This is a genomic window from Alteromonas ponticola (assembly GCF_012911815.1).
Lineage (GTDB): Bacteria > Pseudomonadota > Gammaproteobacteria > Enterobacterales > Alteromonadaceae > Alteromonas > Alteromonas ponticola.
On record NZ_JAATNW010000007.1, the window covers coordinates 177,395 to 202,158 of the forward strand.

Genomic DNA, 24,764 nt, shown 5'->3' on the forward strand with positions numbered 1-24,764 from the left:
TTTTAACTTTCTTCCGTTTCCTGTTTTTCCGTACTTTGCATGTTATAGGTGAAATTTAGTTTCTCACCGTCATACTCGACCGTCACATTGCCACCTTTATTCAGTTCACCAAATAAAAGTTCGTTGGCCAGTTCTTTCTTGATTTCTTCCTTAATCAAGCGAGACATAGGACGTGCACCCATCGCTTTGTCATACCCTTTTTCAGCCAGGTATGCACGGGCGCCTTCGGACACCTCAAGCGACACCCCTTTCACATCCAATTGGGCCTGTAACTCAATGATAAACTTATCTACTACCTGCAGAATGACTTGTGCATCCAGATGGTTAAACCAGATGATGCCATCAAGACGGTTTCTAAACTCAGGCGAAAATACCTTGTTAATTTCAGATAAGGCGTCATGGCTATGGTCCTGCTGGCGGAACCCAATTGACTTGCGTACCGTTTCCTGTACGCCCGCATTCGTAGTCATTACCATCACCACATTGCGAAAGTCTACTTTACGGCCATTGTTATCGGTCAGGGTACCGTGGTCCATTACTTGAAGCAGTATGTTGTATATATCACTGTGTGCCTTTTCAATTTCATCCAGCAAAACCACTGAATACGGATGCTTAATGACTGCATCCGTAAGCAAACCGCCCTGGTCGAAACCTACATAGCCAGGAGGTGCGCCAATCAATCGGCTTACCGCGTGACGTTCCATGTACTCAGACATATCAAAGCGAACCAGTTCTACGCCCATGATTTTAGCCAATTGCTGGGTAACCTCTGTTTTACCAACCCCGGTGGGGCCAGCAAACAGGAAACTACCAATAGGTTTCGTTTCTGTCCCCAGACCGGAACGAGACAAGTGAATGGCATCAGTTAAGGTTTCAATCGCTTTATCCTGGCCAAATACCACCATCTTCAGGTTGCGCCCTAAGTTTTGTAGCACCTCTTTGTCAGAGGCGGATACCGATTTCTCGGGTATACGTGCCATTTTCGCGATAATTTGTTCTATATCACCTACGTTAATGGTTTTCTTCCGTTTCGACTGTGGTAGCAACCGTTGACTCGCACCCGCTTCGTCAATGACGTCAATCGCCTTGTCAGGTAAATGACGCTCATTGATATATTTGGCCGAGAGCTCGGCAGCAGCCTGTAAGGCTTTTTGGGTAAAACGCACGCTGTGATGTTCTTCATAGCGCGACTTCAGCCCTTGCAGAATTTTGGTGGTATCACTCACGCTGGGTTCAGATACATCGATTTTCTGAAAGCGGCGAGCCAGTGCACGATCTTTTTCAAAAATCCCCTGATATTCCTGAAATGTAGTGGAACCTACGCAACGCAGTTCCCCACTGCTTAACTTGGGTTTGAGCAAATTTGATGCGTCCATCACGCCACCTGAGGCTGCGCCGGCACCAATTATGGTGTGGATTTCATCAATAAACAAAATTGCGTTTTCGTCTTTACTGAGCTCACGCAAAATTGATTTTAAGCGTTTTTCAAAGTCGCCGCGGTATTTGGTTCCGGCCAGCAAACCACCTAAATCAAGTGAATAAATGGTGCTGTTTTCAATAACCGCTGGCACGGTTTCATGCTCGATACGATAGGCCAGACCTTCTGCGATCGCAGTTTTACCCACCCCGGCTTCACCCACCAGTAGCGGATTGTTTTTACGTCGACGGCAAAGGATCTGGATAGTGCGTTCCAACTCAGCATCGCGACCGATCAAGGGGTCAATCTTACCCTCTCTGGCAAGCCGGTTTAAGTCAGTTGCGTATTTTGATAAGGCAGAGCCACCTTCTTCTGCATCTGCGGTGTCTTCCGCTGCATCAGGAGCCGCCCCACCTTCTTCATCGGCTTTGCTGACGCCGTGGCTGATGAAGTTCACCACATCAAGTCGGGTCACGTCAGACTTTTTGAGTATATAAACCGCCTGTGACTCCTGTTCACTAAAAATAGCCACCAGTACGTTTGCACCAGTCACCTCATCTTTTCCAGAAGATTGCACATGAAACACCGCACGCTGCAGCACGCGCTGAAAACCCAGCGTAGGCTGCGTTTCGCGTTCGTTGCTTTGATCTTCCAAAATCAACGGTGTGGTATCTTTTACAAATTCAATCAACTCACTCTTGATAGAGTCAATATTCGCTCCGCAAGCTTTTAGCGCCTCCCTGGCAGCGCTGTTATCCAATAGTGCTAGCAGCAAGTGCTCTACTGTCATGAATTCATGGCGATGTTCTCTGGCAAAAACAAACGCTTCATTTAAGGTTTGTTCTAATTCTTTATTCAACATAATACGCGCCCTCTATCGGTTAACTACGCCTGCTCCATGGAGCACATAAGCGGGTGTTGATGCTTACGCGCATACTGATTGACCTGCATAACCTTGGTTTCGGCAACTTCAGCGGTAAATACGCCGCAAATCGCCTTGCCCTGATAATGAATTGTCAGCATCAGCTGATTGGCCTTTTCAGCATCCATATTAAAAAAGTGCATGAGCACTTCAACTACAAAATCCATCGGGGTGTAATCGTCATTATTCAATAACACCTTGTACATTGGCGGCGGCTCAACCTTTTTGCGCACCGTCTCTCGTAGTTTTTCTTTCTCAATACTTATCGAGTTGTCTTTACTCATAATCTAATCATAGTTTGTACCCAGCGGATTACTTAGAATTTTTTTAATATTAATTCTTTGATTTAACCTTGACATCCGGTGGTTAAAATATCTACAGTTTGGTTTGTGATGAAGATCGTGACAGCTTTATCACGATGTCTCTAGCTTTATTGTGGGGACATATTTGTATGAGTTCAAGGATTAAGAGGAAGTCGAAGTATGGCGGTTGGTAAAGTAAAGTGGTTTAACAATGCAAAAGGTTTCGGATTTATCGTTCCTGAAGACGGTGGAGAAGATATCTTCGCGCATTACTCAACCATTCAAATGGAAGGTTATCGTTCTCTCAAAGCTGGTCAGGAAGTGACCTTTGAAGTTCAGCAAGGTCCTAAAGGGCTGCACGCTGAAAATATCGGTTTAAAAGACGAACCTGAGCGTTGAGTTCTAACCTGAATTAATTTTTAAAAAAAAAGGTCTTTTATTGATTCCTTTTGAATATAAAAGACCTTTTTTATGGCTGTAGACCGACCTCAATATGCGGTTGGCAAAATAGATGCAAGCAGAAGTACGAGTGATTCACCCTTCTGGATGATAGTGTTGTGCCAGAATTAATGACGAATATTCCATTAAGTATAAAAAAACCCGGCAATTAGCCGGGTTTTTTAATTGCTAGTTAACGTTATTGCAAAATTTCATGTAGCGTTTTGCTGGGTGACATTGCAGCATAAACCTTATCTTCATCGGGGTAGTAGTAACCACCGATGTCCTGAGGCTTACCCTGCGTGCTGTCGATTTCAGTAATGATAGTCTCAATTTTTTCAGCCAGTTGGTTATGCACTGTCTTGAACGTTGCCGCCAGGTCAGTATCTTCAGTCTGGTTGGCAAGTTCCTGTGCCCAGTAGAGCGCCAGATACACGTGGCTACCACGGTTGTCCAATTCGCCTGCTTTACGCAACGGTGATTTGCCATTATTGAGCAGTTGCTCTGTGGCCTTGTCCAACGCCTGAGAGATCAACTTGGCTTTACCATTGCTCTGTTTTATTGCCAGATCTTCTAACGAAACCGCTATAGCTAAAAATTCGCCTAACGAATCCCAACGCAAATGCCCCTCTTCAACGAACTGCTGCACATGCTTGGGAGCCGAACCACCTGCGCCGGTTTCATACAAACCACCACCCGCCATCAGCGGCACAATGGAAAGCATTTTAGCACTGGTACCTAACTCCAAAATCGGGAACAAGTCAGTCAGATAATCACGCAATACGTTACCCGTAACCGAAATGGTATCCAACCCACGAATGGCTCGTTCCATGCTGTAACGGATAGCACGAACTGGTGACATGATTTGAATATCTAAACCGTTCAAATCATGATCCTGCAGGTACTTTTCTACTTTCTTAATCAATTGTGCATCGTGGGCACGTTCATCATCCAGCCAGAATACCGCCGGCATGCCGGATTGACGCGCGCGGGTTACCGCAAGCTTAACCCAATCCTGGATTGGTGCGTCTTTGACCTGACACATACGCCAGATATCGCCTTGTTCGACGTTATGCTCGATTAGAACCTTGCCGTCCTGATCGACGATTTGCACAGTACCATCGGCTTCCATTTCAAATGTTTTGTCATGTGAACCATATTCTTCTGCTTTTTGCGCCATCAAGCCCACGTTAGGCACCGTACCCATGGTAGTGGGATCAAACGCTCCGTGGGTTTTACAGAAGTTAATGACTTCCTGATAAATGGTCGCGTAGGTGCTTTCAGGAATGACCGCTTTGGTGTCATGGGCTTTTCCATCCGGTCCCCACATCTGACCCGAGTTACGGATCATCGCCGGCATCGACGCGTCTACGATAACATCACTTGGCACATGAAGATTTGAAATGCCTTTGTCAGAATTCACCATCGCAATGGGGGGACGATCGGCATAGCACTTATTGATGTCTTTTTGGATCTCCGAGCGCTGTGACTCTGGCAGACTGGAAATTTTATCGTAAACACTGCCCAGACCGTTGTTAGGGTTAACACCAAGCTCGTTAAACAGGTCACCGTATTTATCGAATAATTCTTTGTAGAATACTTTCACACAATGCCCAAATACGATGGGGTGGGACACTTTCATCATGGTGGCTTTAACGTGCAATGAGAACAACACATTGGTGTTCTTAGCATCTTCAATTTGCTCTTCAAAAAACTTGCACAACGCGTTTTTGCTCATGAACATGCCATCGATGACTTCGTCTTTTTGCAGCTCAACTTTTGGCTTCAGCGTTTTCTTATTGCCATTTTTGTCAGTAAACTCAATGCTGACATGACCCGCTTTATCAATTGTGGTCGATTTTTCGCTGGAGAAGAAATCGCCGCCACGCATGTGGGCAACGTGCGAACGAGAAGCCTGGCTCCACGCCCCCATTGAATGGGGATGCTTGCGTGCATAATTTTTTACTGCGGTTGGCGCACGGCGATCTGAGTTACCTTCACGCAGCACAGGATTTACTGCGCTACCCAGAATTTTTCCGTAACGCTCTCGAATGTCTTTTTCTTCATCCGTTTTTGGCGCTTCAGGGAAAGGAGGAACATTAAACCCTTTCGCGTTTAATTCTTTGATCGCGGCTCTTAACTGAGGAATTGATGCGCTGATATTGGGAAGTTTGATGATATTGGCATTTTCATCCTGCGTCATCTCACCCAGTTCTTTTAACGCGTCAACAATGCGCTGTTCATCTGAAAGATATTCAGGAAAGCTTGCAAGAATTCGTCCTGCAAGAGAAATATCACTTAGTTCAATGTCAATTCCTGCTTCGCCCGCAAACTTCTGAATGATAGGCAACAGGGAATACGTGGCCAGCATTGGCGCTTCATCTGTTTTGGTATAGATGATTGTCGACTTGGCTTTAGTCATTATATACCTCAATGTTATCGGTACTATTTACCGTTTCGTTCCGTTTTGATTTTTTGCTGATATGACCTAACGTGGCTGTTTCTTGCTATCATTCAGCGAAACAGGTATTTAGATTTACGCAGAACCCCAACAAATTGGTTAGTATATTGCGTAAAATACCCGCTAAAGGTCAGGTCATAATAAAAACCGCGCCCATTAGTATAGGGTCGATTACCTCAGTTACAAGTCATACCAATGGCTTATAAACAATTCAAACGACTAAAATTGTCGTTTTATCTGTAAATTGTAAGGATTATCTGACGCTCGATGAAAAAACAGTCAACCCCATCATCTCCGCTCATCGTTTTATTCAATAAGCCATTTAATGTGCTGTCTCAATTTACCGATGGGGATAACCGCCAAACCCTTAAAGACTTCATTGCACTCCCCAATGTGTACGCGGCTGGCAGACTCGATCGCGATTCTGAAGGACTGTTAGTGTTAACCAATGACGGTAAGCTGCAACATAAACTGACTCACCCAAAAGCGAAAACCAGTAAAACTTATTGGGTACAAGTCGAAGGGGAACCTGACGAGCAGGCAATCAATGCGTTGCGAAGCGGCGTAGAACTTAAAGACGGCTTAACCGCACCAGCTAACGTCAAGCGCATACCGCCCCCTGAACTTTGGGAACGTAACCCTCCGGTGCGCTTCAGAAAACATATTACTACTTCATGGTTAAGCATCACTATTAGTGAAGGACGCAACCGACAAGTGCGCAGAATGACAGCGCATGTTGGTTACCCTACTCTGCGGCTTGTTCGCTACCGGGTTGGCAACTGGACCATCGACGGTATTGAGAATGGCGAATACATAACACTAAGTTAACCCTGTTGTTACGTCAGGTTCACGTGTTCAATAAAGCGCGCCAAGCACGTGTCAATTGCTAAAAAATTCTGCTAAAATCCGCGACTTTTAATGACCCTCAGAGGATACAAGGTAGACGCCGTGTCAACATCTTCACCATCCATTGCCGAGCCAGCTGCGAAAAAAGTTATCGTAGGAATGTCTGGCGGCGTAGATTCATCCGTTTCTGCTTACCTGCTTAAAGAGCAAGGTTATCAGGTGGAAGGCCTGTTTATGAAAAACTGGGAAGAGGATGATAATGACGAATACTGCGCTGCGGCAGAAGATTTAAAAGACGCGCAGGCAGTGGCTGATAAGCTGGATATCCCCTTACACACAATCAACTTTGCTGCTGAATACTGGGACAACGTGTTTGAATATTTCCTGGCTGAATATAAGGCCGGGCGTACGCCTAACCCTGACATTATGTGCAACAAAGAGATCAAATTTAAGGCTTTCCTTGAATTTGCCGCAGAGGATTTAGGCGCTGATTACATTGCCACCGGGCACTATGTCCGTCGCCGCCATCACAATGATAACTGGCAGTTACTACGCGGGCTGGACGAAAACAAAGATCAAAGTTATTTCTTATATACACTAGGCGAACAGCACGTCGCTAAAACTTTGTTTCCCGTGGGCGAACTGGAAAAACCATTAGTCAGGAAAATAGCCGAGGAGCAAGGGCTTATCACTCATGATAAAAAAGACTCCACTGGCATTTGTTTTATTGGTGAACGCAAATTTAAAGATTTCCTCTCACGTTATCTGCCTGCCCAACCCGGTCAGATAGAAACGGCAGAAGGTGAAGTGATTGGTGAGCATGAAGGCCTGATGTATCACACGTTAGGGCAGCGTAAAGGATTGCACATAGGTGGTTTGAAAGAACACGGTGACGATCCCTGGTATGTAGTTGACAAAGATGTGCAACGAAACGTTTTGGTTGTTGGTCAGGGTGCCGATCATCCCCGTCTTTATTCGAACGGATTAATCGCCAAACAGCTACACTGGGTGGACCGACGCGAACTAAACACCCCAATTAAAGCCGTGGTTAAAACTCGTTATCGTCAAGCTGATATCCCCTGCACTATCACCCCTGTAGGTACAGACGAAATTAAAGTGATGTTTGATTCACCACAAAAAGCAGTAACCCCTGGCCAGTCAGCGGTTTTTTATCAGGATGAAGTCTGCCTGGGTGGTGGAATTATAGAGAGTTATATTCGTTAATCATGACACCACAAATTGAACAACATCTTGCTTTGGCCGGTGTATGCCAGGCGGCTGCGCTGGTTAAGCAATTAGCGCGCAAAGGCACTGTCGATCAACAGGCATTTGAAGCCAGTCTCTCCAGTATTCTGGTAACGGATCCCGATACGCCACAACAGGTTTTTGGTAGCTTGGACAACCTTAAACTGGGTTATCAGGTTTTAGTATCGCAACTGTCGGACAAATCGAACGCCAAAGATACCGAAATCACGCGCTACATCGCCAGTGTTCTGGGCCTTGAGCGCAAACTAGCGGCAAAAACTGATGCGCTGGATGAACTGGCGAACCGGATTTCTCACGTACAGCGCCAACTTGCTCACGTTGATTTTGAAAACACGCAAATTACGTCCTCGTTAGCGAGTATTTACAGTGACATTGTGAGCCCTTTAGCGCCTCGGATTCAGGTGGCGGGAAATCCTGATCATCTGAGCAGCGTAACAAATCAGCAACGGGTTCGCGCGTTACTGTTGGCAGGCGTCCGCGCCGCGGTCATGTGGCGTCAGATGGGTGGTAAGCGCCGCCAGATACTATTTAAACGCAAGCAAATTTTACGCAGTGCTTATGAAGCACTTAAGTTAATCAATTAATCGAGGTGTTACAGGTGGAACTGACTCAGTTAACCGCAATTTCTCCCGTAGATGGACGCTACGCGGGTAAAAGTGAAGCATTAAGAAGTATTTTTAGTGAATACGGGTTACTCAAATATCGCGTGCAGGTAGAAGTTCGCTGGTTACAGATGCTTGCAGAACACCCACAGATAACTGAAGTACCGGCTTTTTCGGAAACCGCCAACCAGTTGCTTGATGAGATTGTGGCAAACTTTTCGGTGGAAAACGCCCAGCGTATCAAAGAGATTGAACGCACCACCAATCACGATGTAAAGGCAGTGGAGTACTTCCTTAAAGAGCAAGTGGCCAGCAATGCAGAGTTAAACAAGGTAAACGAATTCATTCACTTTGCCTGCACCTCCGAAGACATTAATAACCTTTCTCATGGACTGATGCTCGCGGAAGCGCGTGACTCAGTGCTACTACCCTATTGCGATAAATTGATTGCTGCCATCAGTCAACAGGCCAAAGCCCTTCGCGATATTCCCATGATGGCGCGTACCCACGGCCAGCCAGCCTCCCCAACAACAATGGGTAAAGAGATGGCGAATGTTGCGCTACGTTTAATTAGACAACGTAAACAAATAGCTCAGGTTGAGCTAATGGGTAAAATAAATGGTGCGGTTGGCAATTACAACGCTCATTTATCCGCGTATCCGGATATTGATTGGCACGCGCTCTCAGAAAACTTTGTCAGTCGCCTTGGGCTAACCTGGAACGCGTTTACGACCCAGATTGAACCGCATGATTATATCGCCGAACTCTTTGATGCAGTGGCACGCTTTAACACTATTATGATCGATTTTGACCGTGACGTCTGGGGCTATATCGCATTAGGTCACTTCAAGCAAAAAACCGTAGCCGGCGAAATTGGCTCATCTACTATGCCGCATAAAGTCAATCCCATTGATTTTGAAAACTCAGAAGGCAACCTGGGCCTGGCGAATGCAGTGTTCAACCATTTAAGCGCCAAGCTTCCTATTTCTCGCTGGCAGCGTGACCTGACCGACTCAACCGTTCTGCGTAACCTGGGGGTGGGTGCGGGATACTCTGTGATTGCCTATGAAGCGACGTTAAAAGGCATCGGCAAACTGGAAGTTAACGAAGCCAGCCTGCGCGCTGAGCTGGATGCAAACTGGGAGCTGCTAGCCGAACCCATTCAAACGGTCATGCGCCGTTACGGCATTGAAAAGCCTTATGAAAAGTTAAAAGAGTTAACCCGTGGTAAAAAGGTAAATGCTGAAGTTATTGCACACTTTATCGATGACCTGGACTTGCCTGAGAACGCCAAAACTGAGCTAAAGGCCTTAAGTCCGGCAACCTATATTGGCGATGCGATCAGGCTGGTAGATCAGTTACCTTAAGCCTTCAAGGTGGGTAGTCTTGTTTCTGGTTTTTATCATCTACCAGAAACAAGGCTGTGCACCAGAATTATTCACGCCGCTCTGTTGACAGAGCTTATCCCTATCAGGCGAGTATCGTTAAGCGCACTATTGCTATCGCTTTAGTGTTTCTGCTCGCACAATATCCTCTGGCAATGATATACCATGCGTACATCACCTCCGCCGCCGTCACTAATTTAGTAATACATTCACTGCTATTATCCATCGCTTTAGGGGTTTCGTATGCTAATCGATGGCGAATTGCCAGAACGATACTCACCATGACGTATTTGTCGTTTATCACTTGCGCAACCATCATCTGGCAGCAAGATCTTTGCATTCAGCATTTTTTACTCTTTGGTGTACTGGTAAGTAACAGTTTCTATTTGCACCACGAGAAAACACGCAAACGCGTAAACATTGCCTTGTTGCTCATAATGTTTCTTACGCTGGAAACCTATTTTCTACTGCCTTTTGACCACTGGTTAGCCACAATTCGCTTGGTAAACAGTGTAACCCTGGTATTGGTGAGTTGCGTCATACTGGCTCTGATCCAACACTATGCCAATCAACGCTGGCAGCAGCTCAAAGCGCTGCAGGCGAAAACCAATGACGTGGTTGAATCGTTTCTGCCGCAACCGCAACATCTAAAGCAAACTCAATGGCCCGTAGGATACCAGGAACGCTTTGATAACGTCTGTGTTCTGTTCGCTGATTTACATGGTTATACCCAGTTATCTCAGCACTACGATGACGATGAGATTGTGGCGATTCTGGACTCTCTGTACCGACAGTTTGACCAGCTTGCTTCACGCTTTGACATCGAAAAACTTAAAACGAATGGCGATGAATATATGGCGGTAGCTGGCCTGCCCTTTAAAACGGACTCAAGCTTAACCAAACACGACTGTATTGAAAATGCGGTTTTATTCGCGAAACATCTGGTAGATGCGGTTAACAGTGTTTTTGCTCAACTGCACCTGCCCTGTACCATCCGCATTGGTATTGCCATGGGGTCGGTCACTGGTGGAGTTATTGGGAGTCAGCGACCATGTTTCGACGTATGGGGTAAGACAGTCAATCGTGCTGCCCGATTAGAGCAGTGCGTAACGCCCGGCTATATCGCGGTATGTAATGTAATTGCCCGCATTCTGCAAACATCTGACAGTCGTCAGACTTTGCTGGTGCAGCGGGACAACGATGCCCATTATGTCCTGGTACCCGAAACGATAACTTGCGTGTGATGTTGCAAGATGCGTAGGTAAATCGCATACTTCACCCACTTAAATAATTAGCGTTCTGATGTGCATGCCTTTTGATCCTGCTACTTTTCTCAACAACTACTGGCAAAAAAGACCGGTGGTATTGAAGCAATTTTTTCCCAATTTTAATGATTTTATTGATGAACACGAATTAGCTTACCTGGCTCAGGACAGCGATCTGGATAGCCGCGCTATAATTCAGCATGGAGATGACTGGCACGTCATTCAGGGGCCATTTGAAGAGTTTTCCCATGTTTGCCAGCATCAGTGGACACTGTTGGTACAGGGAGTTGATAGGGTGCACCCTGATGCGTCTGCACTGATGGACGCCTTTAACTTTATCCCCTACTGGCGCATGGACGATTTGATGGTTAGTTATGCCGTGCCGGGCGCAGGTGTGGGTCCTCATCTCGACCAGTACGATGTGTTTTTAGTGCAGGGAAAGGGATCCCGACGCTGGTGCGTGGGCAAACCCGGCCACCACAAAGCGGTGTATCCGCACCCACAGCTTTCGCAGATTGAGCCTTTTGACGCTGACATTGACGTCGAACTCCAACCCGGTGATGTATTATATATTCCTCCTGGCTGGCCACATGAGGGTATTGCCACCAGCGAATGTCTCACTTACTCCGTAGGCTTCAGAGCGCCGGACACAGAAACTCTAACCCGCAGTTTTGACGCTCTTTTTACCGATACTACTTTTGTTAATAACCGCTACACCGATCCCGACCTGGCCACACAGACACATCCTGGTCTGGTAACCAGGGACGCAATAGTGAAGTTAAAAAATCAGCTCATTGACGCGCTGAACCACCCCGCATGGGAATGTTCACTTTTGCGACTTGCCAGCGAACAAAACTTATTGGTGCAGCCGCCCAAACAGTTGATAACAGCAGAACAATTGCAAAGCAGACTGGTTGCGGGAGAATATTTTAATCGCCTACCGGGTTGCCGACCGTTATACACCGAAAACAATGATCACTTACGTATTTTCGTTGATGGAGAGTACTTCGATGTGGTTAACGATGTTGATGTCATCAAACACTGTATTGATAGTGAATCAATAAGCGAACAAGACCTGGGCGCATGTCTCGACCCAAAAGGTTTCACGTCATTTTTTGTCGATATGATTAATAAGGGGTATTGGGTTGGTGAAAGTGATGACTAATGCAGATCTTTGTGAAACCTGTTCTATCGTGAAACGAGAATCAGACTGCCTTCCCAAAGGTGGTCTGACTTACCGCAGTTAAATTGAAATTTTTTTCTTTCATCTCAATTATCGCCAATCTTAAATAACTTTAATGTATATTTTTTGCACAGCCATTCGTATTGACTAAACTATTACATTAGGGGGAGTAGGATTTCTACCCGCTGAAATAGGTTAGTAAAGGACGTCTAAATTTTTAATTTTCTACTTTTTCTGGATATTTTATGACGTTTCATGTCGAAAACGTCGATTGGCAGAGTGGTAAAGATCGACTAACCCAATTACGCGAACAGGTATTTGTCTTTGAATGGCAATTACCACGGGATGCTGAATTTGATAAAGATGATTTAGAAGCAGCGCATGTCCTGGTATGCGATGAAATGCTAATTCCTATCGCAACAGGTCGGCTGACAAAATCGGGAGAGATTGGCCGCATAGCAGTACGCAGAGAGTATAGGAGCAGTGATGTATATCAGTCGTTATTCGCTGCCCTGCTCGATATCGCAAAACAGCAGAAACTAAAAACCGTCAGAGTTAATTGCGAATTACAAAGTGTCGAGTACCATCAGAAGTTAGGCTTTAAACCATCTGGTCCCGCATTTATGGAAGCGGGAATTCCAAGACAACTAATGGCATGCCCGCTAAGACGGTTTGCGCAACCCGACGTTACGCAAATGCATTGATGAACTTTGTGGGCGGGTCATCATGCCCACAATTCTTCTTTATCCTTGATTCTAAATAAACCTTCCGAACGATTTTCCAAGTACGCAGCGTACTCAATTTGTGTCAGATCGTTAACCGCAGAAGCGCGCAGGTTTGCTGCTTTCATTTGCCATCTGAGGGCAAAATAATTGAGCAACTCTCGAGCATCTTTTGCGTTTTCGTGATGTGTAAAATCAGCAGGTACATCACCAGAAATCACCCAGAAATATTTACCATCGGTCGTTTTTATCTTCCAGACCGCTACCAAAGGCGCAAGATAACGGCACTCTTCGGTAACTACCGAGTCAAATAAAATACCATTCTCAGCAAGGTGTAGGTTCGCTCTTTGAAATTGTTCGCGTGCCCAGTTACTTTGTGTTTCTTCTGAAACTTGAGGAGAGGATTGATCAGTCATATGAGATACTACTTTATAAAAATGAAGTCACACCAGTCTTGGCTGGCTCTTGGTTGAAGTATAATCTACCTTCAATGCAAGGGCATGTCGATAGTAATTATCCACCAAAGCGTTATCAGCGCTAAAAGGCTTCACACTACCTTGATTGCGTTCAATTCAGCAGTTGCAACATTACCTGAACCGGGTGTTTAGGTTTGAAGCCATCAACACGCGCTACCTGGCTACGACAGGAGTACCCCGTCGCCATGATCTGTTGTTTCTCATATCGCTTAATCGCCTGCTCCCAACTCAACGCGTAGATGCCCAGCGACTTTTGTTTTTGATCTGCCTCATGCCCATAGGTCCCCGCCATACCGCAACAACCCACGGCAACGATATCAATATTCTGCTTTAACCGGGCAAAAATCTGCTGCCACTGACTTTCTGTCTTTGGTAACGCTGTTTTTTCGGTGCAATGAGAAAATAAAGCGTAAGGCTTAGGATTATTAGAAGTATTGATTGATTCGTATTGAGTTGATTCGAATAAGTTAATCAGCCATTCATGCGCCAGTAGCACGTGGAAATCGCCACGGCTGTCCTGTAAGGCTTTAGTATATTCATCCCGATAGCAAAGCACTAACGACGCATCAATTCCGACCATCGGAATGTTAAGGGTGGTCAGTGAATTTAGGAACGTCGCAGTGTTGCTGGCGGTTTTCGCAAACCGGGACAAAAACCCTTTTACATGCTCTGGTTTTCCGTTGGGTTTGAAAGGTAACAGCACCGGTGTTTTACCCAGTTTGCTTATTAGCTGGCAAAAATCAGCAACCACTTTCGCATCATAATAACTAGTGAAGGGATCCTGCACGATCAGTACCCGCTGCTGACGTTCTTTGTCACTCAATTGTTCCAGCGCGCGAAAATCAAAGCGTTCAACGTTAGTTCCCAGTTGATTGGCTAATGACGGAGAGCTGAGCATAGGCGTATCAACATATCCAATCGACTTTTCGATGAACGATTGGGCAACGGGTAACTTCAGGAAAAAGTTTACCAGCTTGGGTGCTTTCGCCATCAGCGGTGCCATGCGTTCAATATTCGCTACCATAAAATCTTTCATGGGTCGGCTGTAACGCTGATAGTAAAGTGACAAAAAGCGAGCGCGAAAGTCTGGCACATCGACTTTAACCGGACATTGGCCCGAGCATGATTTACATGCCAGACAGCCCTCCATTGCTTCCATTACCTCGTGAGAAAAATCGTCTTCATCCTTTCTTGTGTTTAGCCAACGGCTCCACCAGGACGAAGAAAACTGTTCAGCTTTTAAACTCGTCGCGTTCACCCCCTGCTCTGCCAGCAGCCTGATCCATTCTCGAATTAATCCGGCTCTACCTTTCGGGCTGTGACGCCGATCACGGGTTATTTTACTGGACGGGCACATGGGCGACGTCGTGTCATAATTAAAACACAAGCCATTACCGTTACATTCCATGGCGGGCGCAAATTCATTTTTAAAAGTGACTGGGATGGTGCGATCAAAGGTTGCTCGCTTAGTGTCGCTGACTTTTACCAGTGCATCCGCACTGTCTATGGGCGTGCAGATTTTTCCAGGGTTCATCTTATTGTGCGGATCAAATGCGGTTTTAATTTTACGCAGTTCGGTAAACAAACTTTCACCAAAAAAGGCTGGCCCGTATTCGCTGCGATAGCCTTTACCGTGCTCCCCCCACATTAAGCCGCCGTACTTGGCTACCAGCTCGACCACTTGATCAGAAATGCGATGCATCAGTTGTTCTTGTTCTACATCACATAAATCCAACGCTGGCCTGACATGCAATACCCCGGCATCCACATGACCAAACATGCCATAATGTAAACCGTGACCGTCTAAAAGATCGCGAAACTCCATAATAAAATCTGCCAGATTTTCCGGCGGTACGGCGGTATCTTCAGCAAACGCTATCGGCTTTTGTGAGCCTTCCACTTTTCCCAGCAACCCCACCGCTTTTTTGCGCATCGCATATATTTTACTGATATCTGATTTCGCGAACGTCACCTGATAACCAATTACACCGGATTCGCCGGTTTCTGCCGCTTCGGTAAGCTCTTTCTCAAGCGCGGCAATACGTGCTTTAATTTCTTCTTCGTCGTCGCTGTTATACTCAACCATGTTGAGGCCCTGTAATTCCTTGCCAGGAACATCGGTAATGAGATCAGCGATGGAGTGCCAGATAATATCGGTTTGTGCAAGATTAAGTACTTTGCTGTCCACGGTTTCCACCGAGGTTGCCTTCGCGGCAATCATTCGCGGAGCATGCCGAAGGGCTGCTTCGAAACTGGCATACTTTACGTTAACTAGCGCTTTATGCGGCGCCAGAGGAGTCAGGTTCAGTTTCGCTTCGGCCACCATGCCCAGCGAGCCTTCAGAGCCGGCAATAATTCGACTGACGTCGATTATCTGGTTATCAGCGTCATATGCGTGTTCTAAATCATATCCGGTTAAAAAGCGGTTCATGCGCGGGAATTTGGCCAGGATCTCATCACGCTTATCCACGCAGGTAGCCAGTACCTGGGTTAAAATCTGGCCGTAAGAATCCGATTGCGTTGCTTTTGATTTGGCCTCTTCAACAGAAAGAGGTGTCGTCTCTAACATCTCTCCGTTGGCCAGAACGGTTTTCAATCCCAGCACGTGATCGCTGGTTTTGCCGTACACCAGCGAGCCCTGACCAGAGGCATCGGTGTTAATCATCCCTCCCACTGTCGCACGGTTACTGGTTGATAAATCAGGCGAGAAAAAATAGCCATGAGGACGTAATGCGTCATTAAGCGCGTCTTTTACCACACCGGCCTGAACTTTTACCCACCCCTCTTCAGGATTGATTTCCAGCACTTTGTTCATGTGACGGGAGATATCCACCACGATACCATCCGTCAGGCTTTGCCCGTTTGTGCCCGTGCCCCCGCCGCGCGCGGAAAACTTTACCACTGGGTGAGAATTTGCCAGTTGCCCGAGTGTTTGCAGATCCTGTGTGGTTTTAGGGAAAATAACCGCCTGCGGTAATTTTTGATACACCGAATTATCAGTGGCAACCGCTAATCGGCTGCCATAGCTGTACTCGATATCACCGCTAAAAGACGAAGAAGCAAGCGCAGAAAGATACGCTCGATATTCAGATTGAACACTGCTTTGCGGGGCAACTCGTGGAAAACTCAAGAATAAATACCTCTTACCTGCTGCAAGCGACTAGTATAACTGGACGACCAGCCCTTCTCCAGCCCAATGTTAAATGGATAAGACACATTTAATTACATAGTAATTATTGCATTTGTCGTGAACCGCTTTATGCTCGGTACTATAAGAAAGGAAAAAACATGAAACCAGCAAGAACACTCCTTGGCGGTGCCCTTGTACTGGGCGGCATAGTATTAACCATTCTACCCGGTTCAACCCTGCTGATACTGGCGGGGCTGGTGTTGTTAAGCGTAGACTTTCCCCGCGCCAGGACCTGGTTGAAGCAGTGTCAAACCGGTATGAGTAATGGCGCGCGCAAACTTGATCGCTACTTATTGAACAGAAAGCTGCGTTAAGCGTGCTCGCGTTTCAATTGAAAGCCAAACCACCCTGCCACAGCGCTTACGGTGGTCAGAAAAATACCCCAGCTCCAGTCAACCAACGCCACCATAATGTCATAATCTGCAATGATGCTGTAATTAGTTAAATTGTATGCGCCATAGCTGGCGAGCCCAAGCAATGCCCCATCAATCCCCGCGTAATAGAGTGATTTATCACGGTTTGCCACTACCGCAAGAACAAAGATGACGCCACCGTAGATAAGATAAAAGACCACCCATGGCCACACGATGAAGGATTCTCTCAGCAGATCTCCCAGCGAGCTGCGATAGAAATCACCGGCTAATAAGGTGAACCAGATACTTTCTAAAATACCAAAACATAAAAAGATTGCCGCCATGGACAAGAGAATGTTGGTAGAAAAACGTACGATATTTGCCAGCACTGCCAATTACCTGTTAACGCTCAGAATATTTTTTACATAGCAAGGAGCAAAATAGTTTAGGAGGTTAAGTTTTTCAATTAATTTGAACAATGTATCGTTTTCGACTTATTCGAGTTTCAAAGTGGCTTTAACAGGCGTGATATGTATTATGGGCGCGCTTTACGTGTTCTGGTGGTAGTACTGCATTGACAATAAAAAGGCCCGCTAATTATGCGGGCCTTTTACTTTTGTCTTCTTAATTTGTAGGGTAAGAAGTAAAACTTACTTTTGGTTTTCCGCCAGGTATAACCAGGTTTCGACCACGGTATCCGGGTTAAGTGAAACCGAGTCTATACCCTGCTCTACCAGCCATTGCGCAAAGTCTTCGTGATCCGACGGCCCTTGTCCGCAGATCCCAACATATTTACCGCGTTTTTTAGCCGTCTGAATTGCCATCGAAAGCAGCGCTTTTACTGCTTCATTACGCTCATCAAACAGGTGGGCAATCAAACCGGAGTCACGGTCAAGACCTAACGTTAACTGGGTTAAGTCATTTGAGCCGATGGAGAAGCCGTCAAAGATATCCAGAAACTTATCGGCCAATAAGGCGTTTGAAGGCAATTCACACATCATGATGACGCGTAGACCATTTTCGCCTTTAACTAAACCTTGTTCAGCTAGCAACTCGATAACTTTTTCACCTTCTTCTAAAGTACGTACAAAGGGGATCATGATTTCAACGTTAGTTAATCCCATCTTATTGCGCACGCGCTTAATTGCTTCACACTCTAAAGCGAAACAGTCACGGAAGTCTTCAGAAACATAACGGCTGGCACCGCGGAAACCCAACATAGGGTTCTCTTCGTCTGGCTCATACTGGTATCCGCCGACTAAGTTGAAATATTCATTCGACTTAAAGTCCGACATACGCACGATGACTTTCTCTGGCGAGAACGCAGCACCAATGGTTGAAATCCCTTCTACCAGTTTCTCAATATAAAACTCAGTCGGTGATTCGTATCCGGCGATCATATCGCCAATTTCTTCTTTTAATTCTTCTGGCTGGCTATCGAAATTAAGTAACGCTTTCGGATGCACCCCGATCATGCGGTTGATGATGAACTCCAGACGCGCCAGACCCACCCCTTTATGTGGCAAGCGGGCGAAATCAAAAGCACGATCCGGGTTACCCACGTTCATCATCACTTTTAGCGGAATATCCGGCATTGAATCAATGCGTGACGTGGTGACATCAAATTCAATCTCGTTGCCATAGATGTAGCCTGTATCACCTTCGGCGCAGGACACGGTTACTTTATCGCCCGTTTTAATAAGTTCAGTGGCGTTACCGCAACCGACTACCGCCGGGATACCCAGTTCACGGGCGATAATCGCCGCGTGGCAGGTGCGTCCACCGCGGTTAGTAACAATCGCAGAGGCTTTTTTCATGATGGGCTCCCAGTCAGGATCCGTCATGTCTGTCACTAACACATCACCGGCCTGAATTTTGTCCATTTCTTCAATTGACGCCAGTACCTTCGAAGTACCTGAACCAATTTTGTGTCCGATGGCGCGACCTTCACATACGATGTTACCCTGGCCTTTAAGCTGGTAGCGCTCGATACTCTGACTGTCTTCCCGACTGCGCACCGTTTCTGGGCGTGCCTGCACAATGTAAAGTTTGCCATCAGTGCCGTCTTTGGCCCATTCGATATCCATAGGACGTTTATAGTGCTTTTCGATGATCAATGCTTGTTTGGCTAACTCCTGCACTTCGTCATCGGTTAACGAGAACTGCATGCTTTGGGCGCGATCGATGTCCACGATAGACACTTGCTTACCGTGCTCCTGATCATCAGAATAAATCATCTGCACCAGCTTGCTGCCCAGGTTACGGCGAACAATCGCCGGCTTGCCGGCATTCAGGGTAGGTTTATGCACGTAAAATTCATCAGGGTTTACTGCGCCCTGTACCACCATTTCACCTAAACCGTATGAACTGGTAATAAACACCACGTCTTCGAAACCTGATTCAGTGTCAATAGAAAACATCACGCCTGATGACGCGATGTCGCTGCGTACCATGCGTTGAACACCTGCAGACAATGCAACGCCTTTATGGTCGTAGCCCTGATGCACGCGATATGAAATCGCACGATCGTTGAATAATGAAGCGAAAACATGCTTGATAGCGACCAGCACGCTTTCGTAACCTTTAACGTTTAGAAACGTCTCTTGTTGCCCGGCAAAGGATGCATCAGGCATATCTTCTGCAGTAGCCGATGAGCGAACCGCAAACGAAGCTTCGTTGTCCGCATCGCCCTGTAAGGTTTCAAAGGCTGATTTAATTGCCTCTTCCAGTTCAGGCTGAAACGGCGTGTCGATGATCCACTGGCGGATGTTTTTACCCGCTTCTGCCAGTGCGCTAACGTCATCTACATCAAGTGAATCCAGCACTTCATGGATCCGCGCTTCCAATCCGCTCTGTTCAAGAAACTTATTAAATGCATCTGCCGTTGTAGCGAAGCCACCAGGGACTTGCACCCCTGCATTAGCAAGGTTAGAGATCATTTCTCCTAATGATGCGTTCTTGCCTCCAACACGACCAACGTCATGCATTCCCAATTCCTGATACCAAAGAACGTAATCTTGCACTGCCGAAGCCTCCAGCTTTTAAAATGGTTTTGTTCACACCAAATATGAGCGAACATTGACATGTTGTCTTACGCCAATTTTACAGGAAAGTTTTCCAGTACTGGCTTTTCGACGAAACCATCATAGAATGGGCGAAAAATGAAAGTAAAATTTTTATTACTTTTGTAATTAATTTACAACAAAATACAAAGGACCTCTTGTGCGTACAGCTTTTTATATTTCCGATGGCACCGCCATAACTTCCGAGGTATTTGGCCACGCTTTGCTGTCTAACTTCCCTATTCAGTTCAAACATAAAACCATTCCATTTGTTGAAACGGAAGAAGAGGCTTATAAAGTTTTAGAGAAAATATCTGAAAGTTTTCAAGATAGCGGTCAACGCCCGCTCGTTTTTTATACAATTGTGAATGTGGATGTTAGAAAAATAATTTCCCGTTCGGTTGGAATTAACTATAACTTTCTTGACCAATTTGTCGCGCCTCTGGAAAAAGTGCTCGGCGTTTCGTCTAAACCCGAAAAACATCGCACCCACAGTATCCACGAAACGACTTACGATATTCGAATTGAAGCGGTGAATTATGCACTGGCTAATGACGACGGCTCAAATATTAAGGAATACAAACAGGCCGATATTATTTTAGTGGGAGTATCACGCTCAGGTAAAACCCCCACCAGTCTCTATTTAGCCCTGCAATATGGCATCAAGGCGGCCAATTATCCGTTTACTGAAGAAGACATGGGCGACATGCTCAAATTGCCCCCCGCACTTCGCCAGTATAAAGAGAAGCTGTTTGGCCTGACTATTCACCCTGAACGTTTGCACCAGATTCGTTCAGAACGGCGTGCCAATAGCAAGTATGCCTCGTTGCAGCAATGCCGCATGGAGTTACGCGAAGTAGAGAACCTGTATCGACGAGAAAAAATTCCGTTTTTAAATAGTACTAAATATTCTGTTGAGGAAATCTCAGCGAAGATATTGGCAGAAACCGGGTTGCAGCGCCGCAAATATTAAAGAAAAACGCGGTTAGTGTAATAATCGCTATAATGTTGAATAAAGTCATTATCATTTCTGCCAGAATGAAAGTGTGTGGACAGGTTTCCTTGCAACTCAGTGATTTTTAGCGGAGCATAGACACTGATCATAATCTTCAGACTATGTTTGGAAATAAGGTTAATAAAATTATCACATGCGCAAAGAAGAAGAGTTATTAGTTGCCCTGCGTAGGGTTATGCGAGCGGTAGATTTACGTAGTAAGCAACTAAGTAAAGATGTGGGCTTAACCGGGCCTCAATTGCTGGTAATGCAAAATATTGATCTGCAGCCAGGCATCATGGTACGCGAAATTGCAGAAAACATTAATCTAAGCCCCGCCACGATCACCAACATTCTTGATCGTCTTGAAGCAAAAAACCTCGCCAACCGCGTTCGCAGCACTAAAGACAAACGTCGGGTCGGGGTATTTCTCACTGAGACGGGACAAGCTGCAATCGAAGATGCTCCTCGCCCATTACAGGAACACTTCATTGAACGGTTTCATCAATTAGAAGAGTGGGAACAAAGCCAAATGGTCGCAACTGTTCAACGAATTGCCGCCATGATGAACGCGCAAAGCATTGACGCTTCCCCCTTTTTGGAGGTGGGCAGCCTGGCCGACAAACTATCCGAATCCTGAACAATTGCGTCAGGTTTCGGCCGCTGCGGCATCTTTGCTTATTAACAACATTCACCGCTATCACTCGTCTCCCCCCCGCAACCGACTCACTTCAGACCAATTCCACTATAAATTTTCCTCACCAAATCAAAATGTTAAATTTTCGTCTACACTTACCTGAGCAGTAAACTGAATTTGAACTCTTGCGTACAGGATGTATATAAGAAAAAGTTAACCATATCCTCAGGTGGCCTCTAATGAGCTTTAATAACCCAGCCAAATTAGTTTTACTGGCACTGGCTTTTCCAGTGAACGCATGGAGTCAGACGGCATCGGTCGATGCTAACGAATTGACGATTCTTCGCCAACAAATACAAGCACTGCAACAACGCCTGTCAGAATTGGAACAAGCACAACAGGCCCAGCAAGCAGAATTGGCCGAAACCAAAGCGGCCTATCCTGAAGAAGAGAGAGCACAAAACCAAGCAGTAGCTGCTGAAGAGGAAACAGAACAGACTGTCAGCTTTGGCGGCGCTATCCGCACCAATTACAGCTACACATCCTATGATGATGACAGTAAAAATCGCGGGGGAGACTTTGATTTTGATATCTTCCGGATCAACATGGATGTCAACATTGATGATGTAATCCTGTCAGGAGAAATACGTTTTTTTGATTACATGACGGCGATTAAATATGCCTACGCCGGTTACAACTTTGATGAGGACTGGCAGGTTCTCGTGGGCATCGCCCCCGTGCCTTTTGGTCACCGCCCCTACAATTCACAAAACTGGTTTTTTAGTACTAATTACTATCTGGGTTTAGAAGATGACTTTGATTTAGGTCTATTATTTCGACGTAAGATGGCTGACAGCTGGCAACTGGATCTGGGTTTCTTCAAGAACGATGAGCTTGGCGGGGTAGATGGATTTGTTGACAACCGAGCCGACCGTTACTCATATGACATCGTCGGGATACGCGGTGAAGACGAAGGCATTTTTGCTGACCCGGCTACCCCCGCAGGAGAATACAATACCTTCAGTGGCAGACTGGCCTACCAGATAAATGCGATGGGAGTTGACTCTCAGATAGGGGCCTCCTTGCTTACTGGCGGCATTCATGGCGTTGAAGATAAGGCCGGAGACTACCATGCCTGGGCAGTGCATTGGCAGGCAGAATGGCATAATTGGCTACTACAACTGCAACACACGCAATATCAGTACGACGTCGGTGACGCTGAACGCATGGCGGTAGGCGCTTATTCTTTCTTCGATTCAATCGCCGCCGAAGCAAAATCTACCACTTTCAATCTGGCCTACACCTTCGCCGTAGATTGGGGGCCGGTCAGCAGCTTACAGGTTTATAACAATTACGGCCTGGTCTACGACAAATCAGATCGCTCCAGAAATACATTAATGAATATTACCGGCCTCGCGCTGGCAGCGGGCGGTCTTTACACTTACTTCGATTTTGTTACTGCACGCAATCAACCTTTTGTGGGCGGCAGCTCGGTGGGTAACGATGACGACACCGAACAACGATTCAATATTAATATCGGTTACTATTTTTAGTGACTACACGGCGACATTTTAATCAATTAATAACAGGAATGCCGGAGCACATATGAACCAACCTAACGACCCCTTGCGTCCTGACGGCAAGGTAAACCCCATCGATACAGATTATCAGGTGGGCCAGGACAACATTGTAGTGAACCTCGGTCCTTTTGGCCTGGACATCCATAACCGGGTTTTCGCCATTTCAGGTCTTACGGTAATAGTGTTTGTTATTCTCACGTTGGTTTTTCAGACCCAGGTAGAGCCATTATTTGAAAGTGCGCGGGGATGGCTGACTACTAATCTTGATTGGTTCTTTTTAAGTGCTGCCAACATTTTTGTCATTATCTGTATCGGCATTGTGTTATCTCCCTTGGGTAACGTGCGCCTGGGGGGGACCGAAGCGACGCCGGACTACGGTTACCTGGGATGGTTTTCAATGCTTTTTGCCGCTGGAATGGGCATTGGTCTGATGTTCTATGGCGTTTCTGAGCCGATATCGCATTTTGCCAGTAGTCTGGGCGGCGTCACGGAAAGCGAAGGGTTACGCACCGACTGGTCGCCGTTGACCGGCGCGGCTGATAATCCAGAAGAGGCCAGACGACTGGCCATGGCGGCAACCATATATCACTGGGCGCTACATCCCTGGGCAATCTACGCGATTATGGCGTTGGGCTTGGCACTATTTTCCTTCAACAAGGGGCTTCCCCTCACGATCCGCTCCGTTTTTTATTCTGTATTGGGTGAACGTGTGTGGGGCTGGCCAGGCCATGTTATCGACATCCTCGCTGTCTTTGCCACCTTATTTGGTCTTGCTACCTCTTTAGGTTTAGGCGCATCTCAGGCAGCCTCAGGGTTACATTTCTTGTTTGGTTTACCGCTGGGTACAACAACTCAGGTCATATTAGTTATTTTCATAACAGCCATTGCCTTAATTTCAGTTGTTGCAGGCCTTGATAAGGGGGTTAAAAGGCTATCTGAATTTAATATGATTACGGCGGCTGCCTTACTGTTATTTGTAATCATTGTGGGGGCGACGACAACCATTCTATCTGGCTTCTTCAACAATCTCGTTTCTTACATCACTTACCTGCCTGCACTTTCATCCCCCGTGGGTCGCGAGGACATTAACTTTTCGTCGGGTTGGACTGCGTTTTACTGGGCGTGGTGGATTTCATGGAGTCCTTTCGTTGGAATGTTTATCGCACGCGTATCGCGTGGACGTACGGTCAGAGAATTTATAATTTCAGTGCTAATTATCCCGTCGCTGGCCTGCGTTTTATGGATGACGGTATTTGGCGGCACGGCTATTACCCAACTGGTTGACGACGGTTACCAGAAAGTGGTTGATGCCGAGTTACCGCTGCAATTGTTTTACATGCTTGATGCATTGCCACTGGCCAGCATTACTTCGTTTATCGCGATTGTATTGGTCATCGTATTCTTCGTCACGTCATCCGATTCCGGCTCGTTGGTCATTGACGTAATCGCCGCAGGGGGTAAAGTTGAAGCACCTACACCACAGCGTGTATTTTGGTGTACATTTGAAGGCTTAGTGGCAATATCACTGATTTTAGGCGGCGGCTTGGTAGCTTTGCAGGCGATGGCGGTATCCACGGGGCTTCCATTTACACTGGTATTGTTGGTTGCAACCTTCTCAATTCTTAAAGGGTTGGCAGATGAACCGAGGTTGAAATGACACAAT

Annotated in this window: 20 protein-coding genes; 13 read left to right on the plus strand and 7 right to left on the minus strand. The window is 46.3% G+C overall.

Annotation, left to right across the window (positions count from 1 at the left end):
• Positions 1-2 precede the first annotated feature (2 nt).
• A complete protein-coding gene (gene clpA, locus HCJ96_RS13980) occupies positions 3-2,279 on the minus strand; it encodes an ATP-dependent Clp protease ATP-binding subunit ClpA (RefSeq protein WP_169211689.1) in 2,277 nt (758 codons plus the stop codon).
• Positions 2,280-2,302: 23 nt separating this feature from the next.
• Positions 2,303-2,623, minus strand: a complete 321-nt coding sequence (gene clpS / locus HCJ96_RS13985; RefSeq protein ID WP_169211690.1) for an ATP-dependent Clp protease adapter ClpS — start codon at positions 2,621-2,623, stop codon at positions 2,303-2,305.
• Positions 2,624-2,821: 198 nt separating this feature from the next.
• Between clpS and cspD the strand changes: the two genes are divergently transcribed.
• Entirely contained in the window at positions 2,822-3,040 is a 219-nt protein-coding gene (gene cspD / locus HCJ96_RS13990) for a cold shock domain-containing protein CspD (RefSeq protein ID WP_169211691.1), read from the plus strand.
• Positions 3,041-3,278: 238 nt separating this feature from the next.
• Here cspD and HCJ96_RS13995 read toward each other — a convergent pair whose 3' ends face one another.
• Positions 3,279-5,501 carry an NADP-dependent isocitrate dehydrogenase gene (locus HCJ96_RS13995; RefSeq protein WP_169211692.1) on the minus strand — a complete coding sequence of 741 codons (2,223 nt, stop codon included), beginning with the start codon at positions 5,499-5,501 and terminating at the stop codon, positions 3,279-3,281.
• A 306-nt stretch (positions 5,502-5,807) separates the two neighbouring features.
• Here HCJ96_RS13995 and HCJ96_RS14000 point away from each other — a divergent pair, with 306 nt between their 5' ends.
• The 7 genes from HCJ96_RS14000 (at position 5,808) to HCJ96_RS14030 (ending at position 12,791) form a co-directional block, all read left to right on the plus strand.
• Positions 5,808-6,368, plus strand: coding sequence for an rRNA large subunit pseudouridine synthase E (locus HCJ96_RS14000; protein WP_169211693.1), 561 nt, complete (start codon positions 5,808-5,810; stop codon positions 6,366-6,368).
• Positions 6,369-6,488: 120 nt separating this feature from the next.
• Positions 6,489-7,610: a tRNA 2-thiouridine(34) synthase MnmA gene (mnmA, locus tag HCJ96_RS14005; RefSeq protein ID WP_343034725.1), complete on the plus strand. Its 1,122-nt coding sequence runs from the start codon at positions 6,489-6,491 to the stop codon at positions 7,608-7,610.
• A 2-nt stretch (positions 7,611-7,612) separates the two neighbouring features.
• Entirely contained in the window at positions 7,613-8,236 is a 624-nt protein-coding gene (hflD, locus tag HCJ96_RS14010) for a high frequency lysogenization protein HflD (RefSeq protein ID WP_211162832.1), read from the plus strand.
• Positions 8,237-8,250: 14 nt separating this feature from the next.
• Positions 8,251-9,621 carry an adenylosuccinate lyase gene (gene purB, locus HCJ96_RS14015; RefSeq protein ID WP_169211695.1) on the plus strand — a complete coding sequence of 457 codons (1,371 nt, stop codon included), beginning with the start codon at positions 8,251-8,253 and terminating at the stop codon, positions 9,619-9,621.
• Between the two features lie 56 nt (positions 9,622-9,677).
• Positions 9,678-10,883: an adenylate/guanylate cyclase domain-containing protein gene (locus HCJ96_RS14020; RefSeq protein ID WP_169211696.1), complete on the plus strand. Its 1,206-nt coding sequence runs from the start codon at positions 9,678-9,680 to the stop codon at positions 10,881-10,883.
• A gap of 64 nt (positions 10,884-10,947) precedes the next feature.
• The gene (locus HCJ96_RS14025) at positions 10,948-12,069 is read left to right on the plus strand and encodes a cupin domain-containing protein (RefSeq protein WP_246261421.1); all 1,122 of its coding nucleotides are present in this window, start codon (positions 10,948-10,950) and stop codon (positions 12,067-12,069) included.
• Between the two features lie 263 nt (positions 12,070-12,332).
• Positions 12,333-12,791, plus strand: a complete 459-nt coding sequence (locus tag HCJ96_RS14030) for a GNAT family N-acetyltransferase (RefSeq protein ID WP_169211698.1) — start codon at positions 12,333-12,335, stop codon at positions 12,789-12,791.
• Between the two features lie 20 nt (positions 12,792-12,811).
• Here the strand turns inward: HCJ96_RS14030 and HCJ96_RS14035 are convergent, their stop codons facing one another.
• Together HCJ96_RS14035 and ydiJ are read right to left on the minus strand one after the other, a co-directional pair.
• On the minus strand, positions 12,812-13,225 hold the full coding sequence (locus HCJ96_RS14035; protein WP_169211699.1) for a DUF4826 family protein: 414 nt from the start codon (positions 13,223-13,225) through the stop codon (positions 12,812-12,814).
• 151 nt (positions 13,226-13,376) lie between these two features.
• Complete coding sequence (gene ydiJ / locus HCJ96_RS14040) at positions 13,377-16,415, minus strand: D-2-hydroxyglutarate dehydrogenase YdiJ (protein ID WP_169211700.1); 3,039 nt, start codon at positions 16,413-16,415, stop codon at positions 13,377-13,379.
• 158 nt (positions 16,416-16,573) lie between these two features.
• On the opposite strand from ydiJ, the gene HCJ96_RS14045 reads away from it, so the two are divergent.
• Entirely contained in the window at positions 16,574-16,789 is a 216-nt protein-coding gene (locus HCJ96_RS14045; RefSeq protein WP_169211701.1) for a PGPGW domain-containing protein, read from the plus strand.
• Here HCJ96_RS14045 and HCJ96_RS14050 read toward each other — a convergent pair.
• Positions 16,786-17,217, minus strand: a complete 432-nt coding sequence (locus tag HCJ96_RS14050; RefSeq protein WP_169211702.1) for a DUF2177 family protein — start codon at positions 17,215-17,217, stop codon at positions 16,786-16,788. The genes HCJ96_RS14045 and HCJ96_RS14050 overlap by 4 nt on opposite strands.
• A gap of 261 nt (positions 17,218-17,478) precedes the next feature.
• A complete protein-coding gene (ppsA, locus tag HCJ96_RS14055) occupies positions 17,479-19,851 on the minus strand; it encodes a phosphoenolpyruvate synthase (RefSeq protein WP_169211703.1) in 2,373 nt (790 codons plus the stop codon).
• Positions 19,852-20,050: 199 nt separating this feature from the next.
• On the opposite strand from ppsA, the gene ppsR reads away from it, so the two are divergent.
• The 4 genes from ppsR to HCJ96_RS14075 all read left to right on the plus strand — a co-directional run bounded on the left by ppsR (position 20,051) and on the right by HCJ96_RS14075 (position 24,758).
• A complete protein-coding gene (gene ppsR, locus HCJ96_RS14060) occupies positions 20,051-20,863 on the plus strand; it encodes a posphoenolpyruvate synthetase regulatory kinase/phosphorylase PpsR (RefSeq protein WP_169211704.1) in 813 nt (270 codons plus the stop codon).
• A gap of 175 nt (positions 20,864-21,038) precedes the next feature.
• A complete protein-coding gene (locus HCJ96_RS14065; protein WP_169211705.1) occupies positions 21,039-21,524 on the plus strand; it encodes a MarR family winged helix-turn-helix transcriptional regulator in 486 nt (161 codons plus the stop codon).
• Between the two features lie 236 nt (positions 21,525-21,760).
• Entirely contained in the window at positions 21,761-23,074 is a 1,314-nt protein-coding gene (locus HCJ96_RS14070) for a porin (protein WP_169211706.1), read from the plus strand.
• 52 nt (positions 23,075-23,126) lie between these two features.
• Positions 23,127-24,758, plus strand: coding sequence for a BCCT family transporter (locus tag HCJ96_RS14075; RefSeq protein WP_169211707.1), 1,632 nt, complete (start codon positions 23,127-23,129; stop codon positions 24,756-24,758).
• Positions 24,759-24,764 lie beyond the last annotated feature (6 nt).

Excerpts from the sequence above, each read along its gene's own strand:
- clpA (WP_169211689.1), bottom strand. The coding sequence starts at position 2,279 with ATGTTGAATAAAGAATTAGAACAAACCTTAAATGAAGCGTTTGTTTTT.
- clpS (WP_169211690.1), bottom strand. The coding sequence starts at position 2,623 with ATGAGTAAAGACAACTCGATAAGTATTGAGAAAGAAAAACTACGAGAG.
- cspD (WP_169211691.1), top strand. The coding sequence starts at position 2,822 with ATGGCGGTTGGTAAAGTAAAGTGGTTTAACAATGCAAAAGGTTTCGGA.
- HCJ96_RS13995 (WP_169211692.1), bottom strand. The coding sequence starts at position 5,501 with ATGACTAAAGCCAAGTCGACAATCATCTATACCAAAACAGATGAAGCG.
- HCJ96_RS14000 (WP_169211693.1), top strand. The coding sequence starts at position 5,808 with ATGAAAAAACAGTCAACCCCATCATCTCCGCTCATCGTTTTATTCAAT.
- hflD (WP_211162832.1), top strand. The coding sequence starts at position 7,613 with ATGACACCACAAATTGAACAACATCTTGCTTTGGCCGGTGTATGCCAG.
- HCJ96_RS14025 (WP_246261421.1), top strand. The coding sequence starts at position 10,948 with ATGCCTTTTGATCCTGCTACTTTTCTCAACAACTACTGGCAAAAAAGA.
- HCJ96_RS14030 (WP_169211698.1), top strand. The coding sequence starts at position 12,333 with ATGACGTTTCATGTCGAAAACGTCGATTGGCAGAGTGGTAAAGATCGA.
- HCJ96_RS14035 (WP_169211699.1), bottom strand. The coding sequence starts at position 13,225 with ATGACTGATCAATCCTCTCCTCAAGTTTCAGAAGAAACACAAAGTAAC.
- HCJ96_RS14045 (WP_169211701.1), top strand. The coding sequence starts at position 16,574 with ATGAAACCAGCAAGAACACTCCTTGGCGGTGCCCTTGTACTGGGCGGC.
- HCJ96_RS14065 (WP_169211705.1), top strand. The coding sequence starts at position 21,039 with ATGCGCAAAGAAGAAGAGTTATTAGTTGCCCTGCGTAGGGTTATGCGA.
- HCJ96_RS14070 (WP_169211706.1), top strand. The coding sequence starts at position 21,761 with ATGAGCTTTAATAACCCAGCCAAATTAGTTTTACTGGCACTGGCTTTT.
- HCJ96_RS14075 (WP_169211707.1), top strand. The coding sequence starts at position 23,127 with ATGAACCAACCTAACGACCCCTTGCGTCCTGACGGCAAGGTAAACCCC.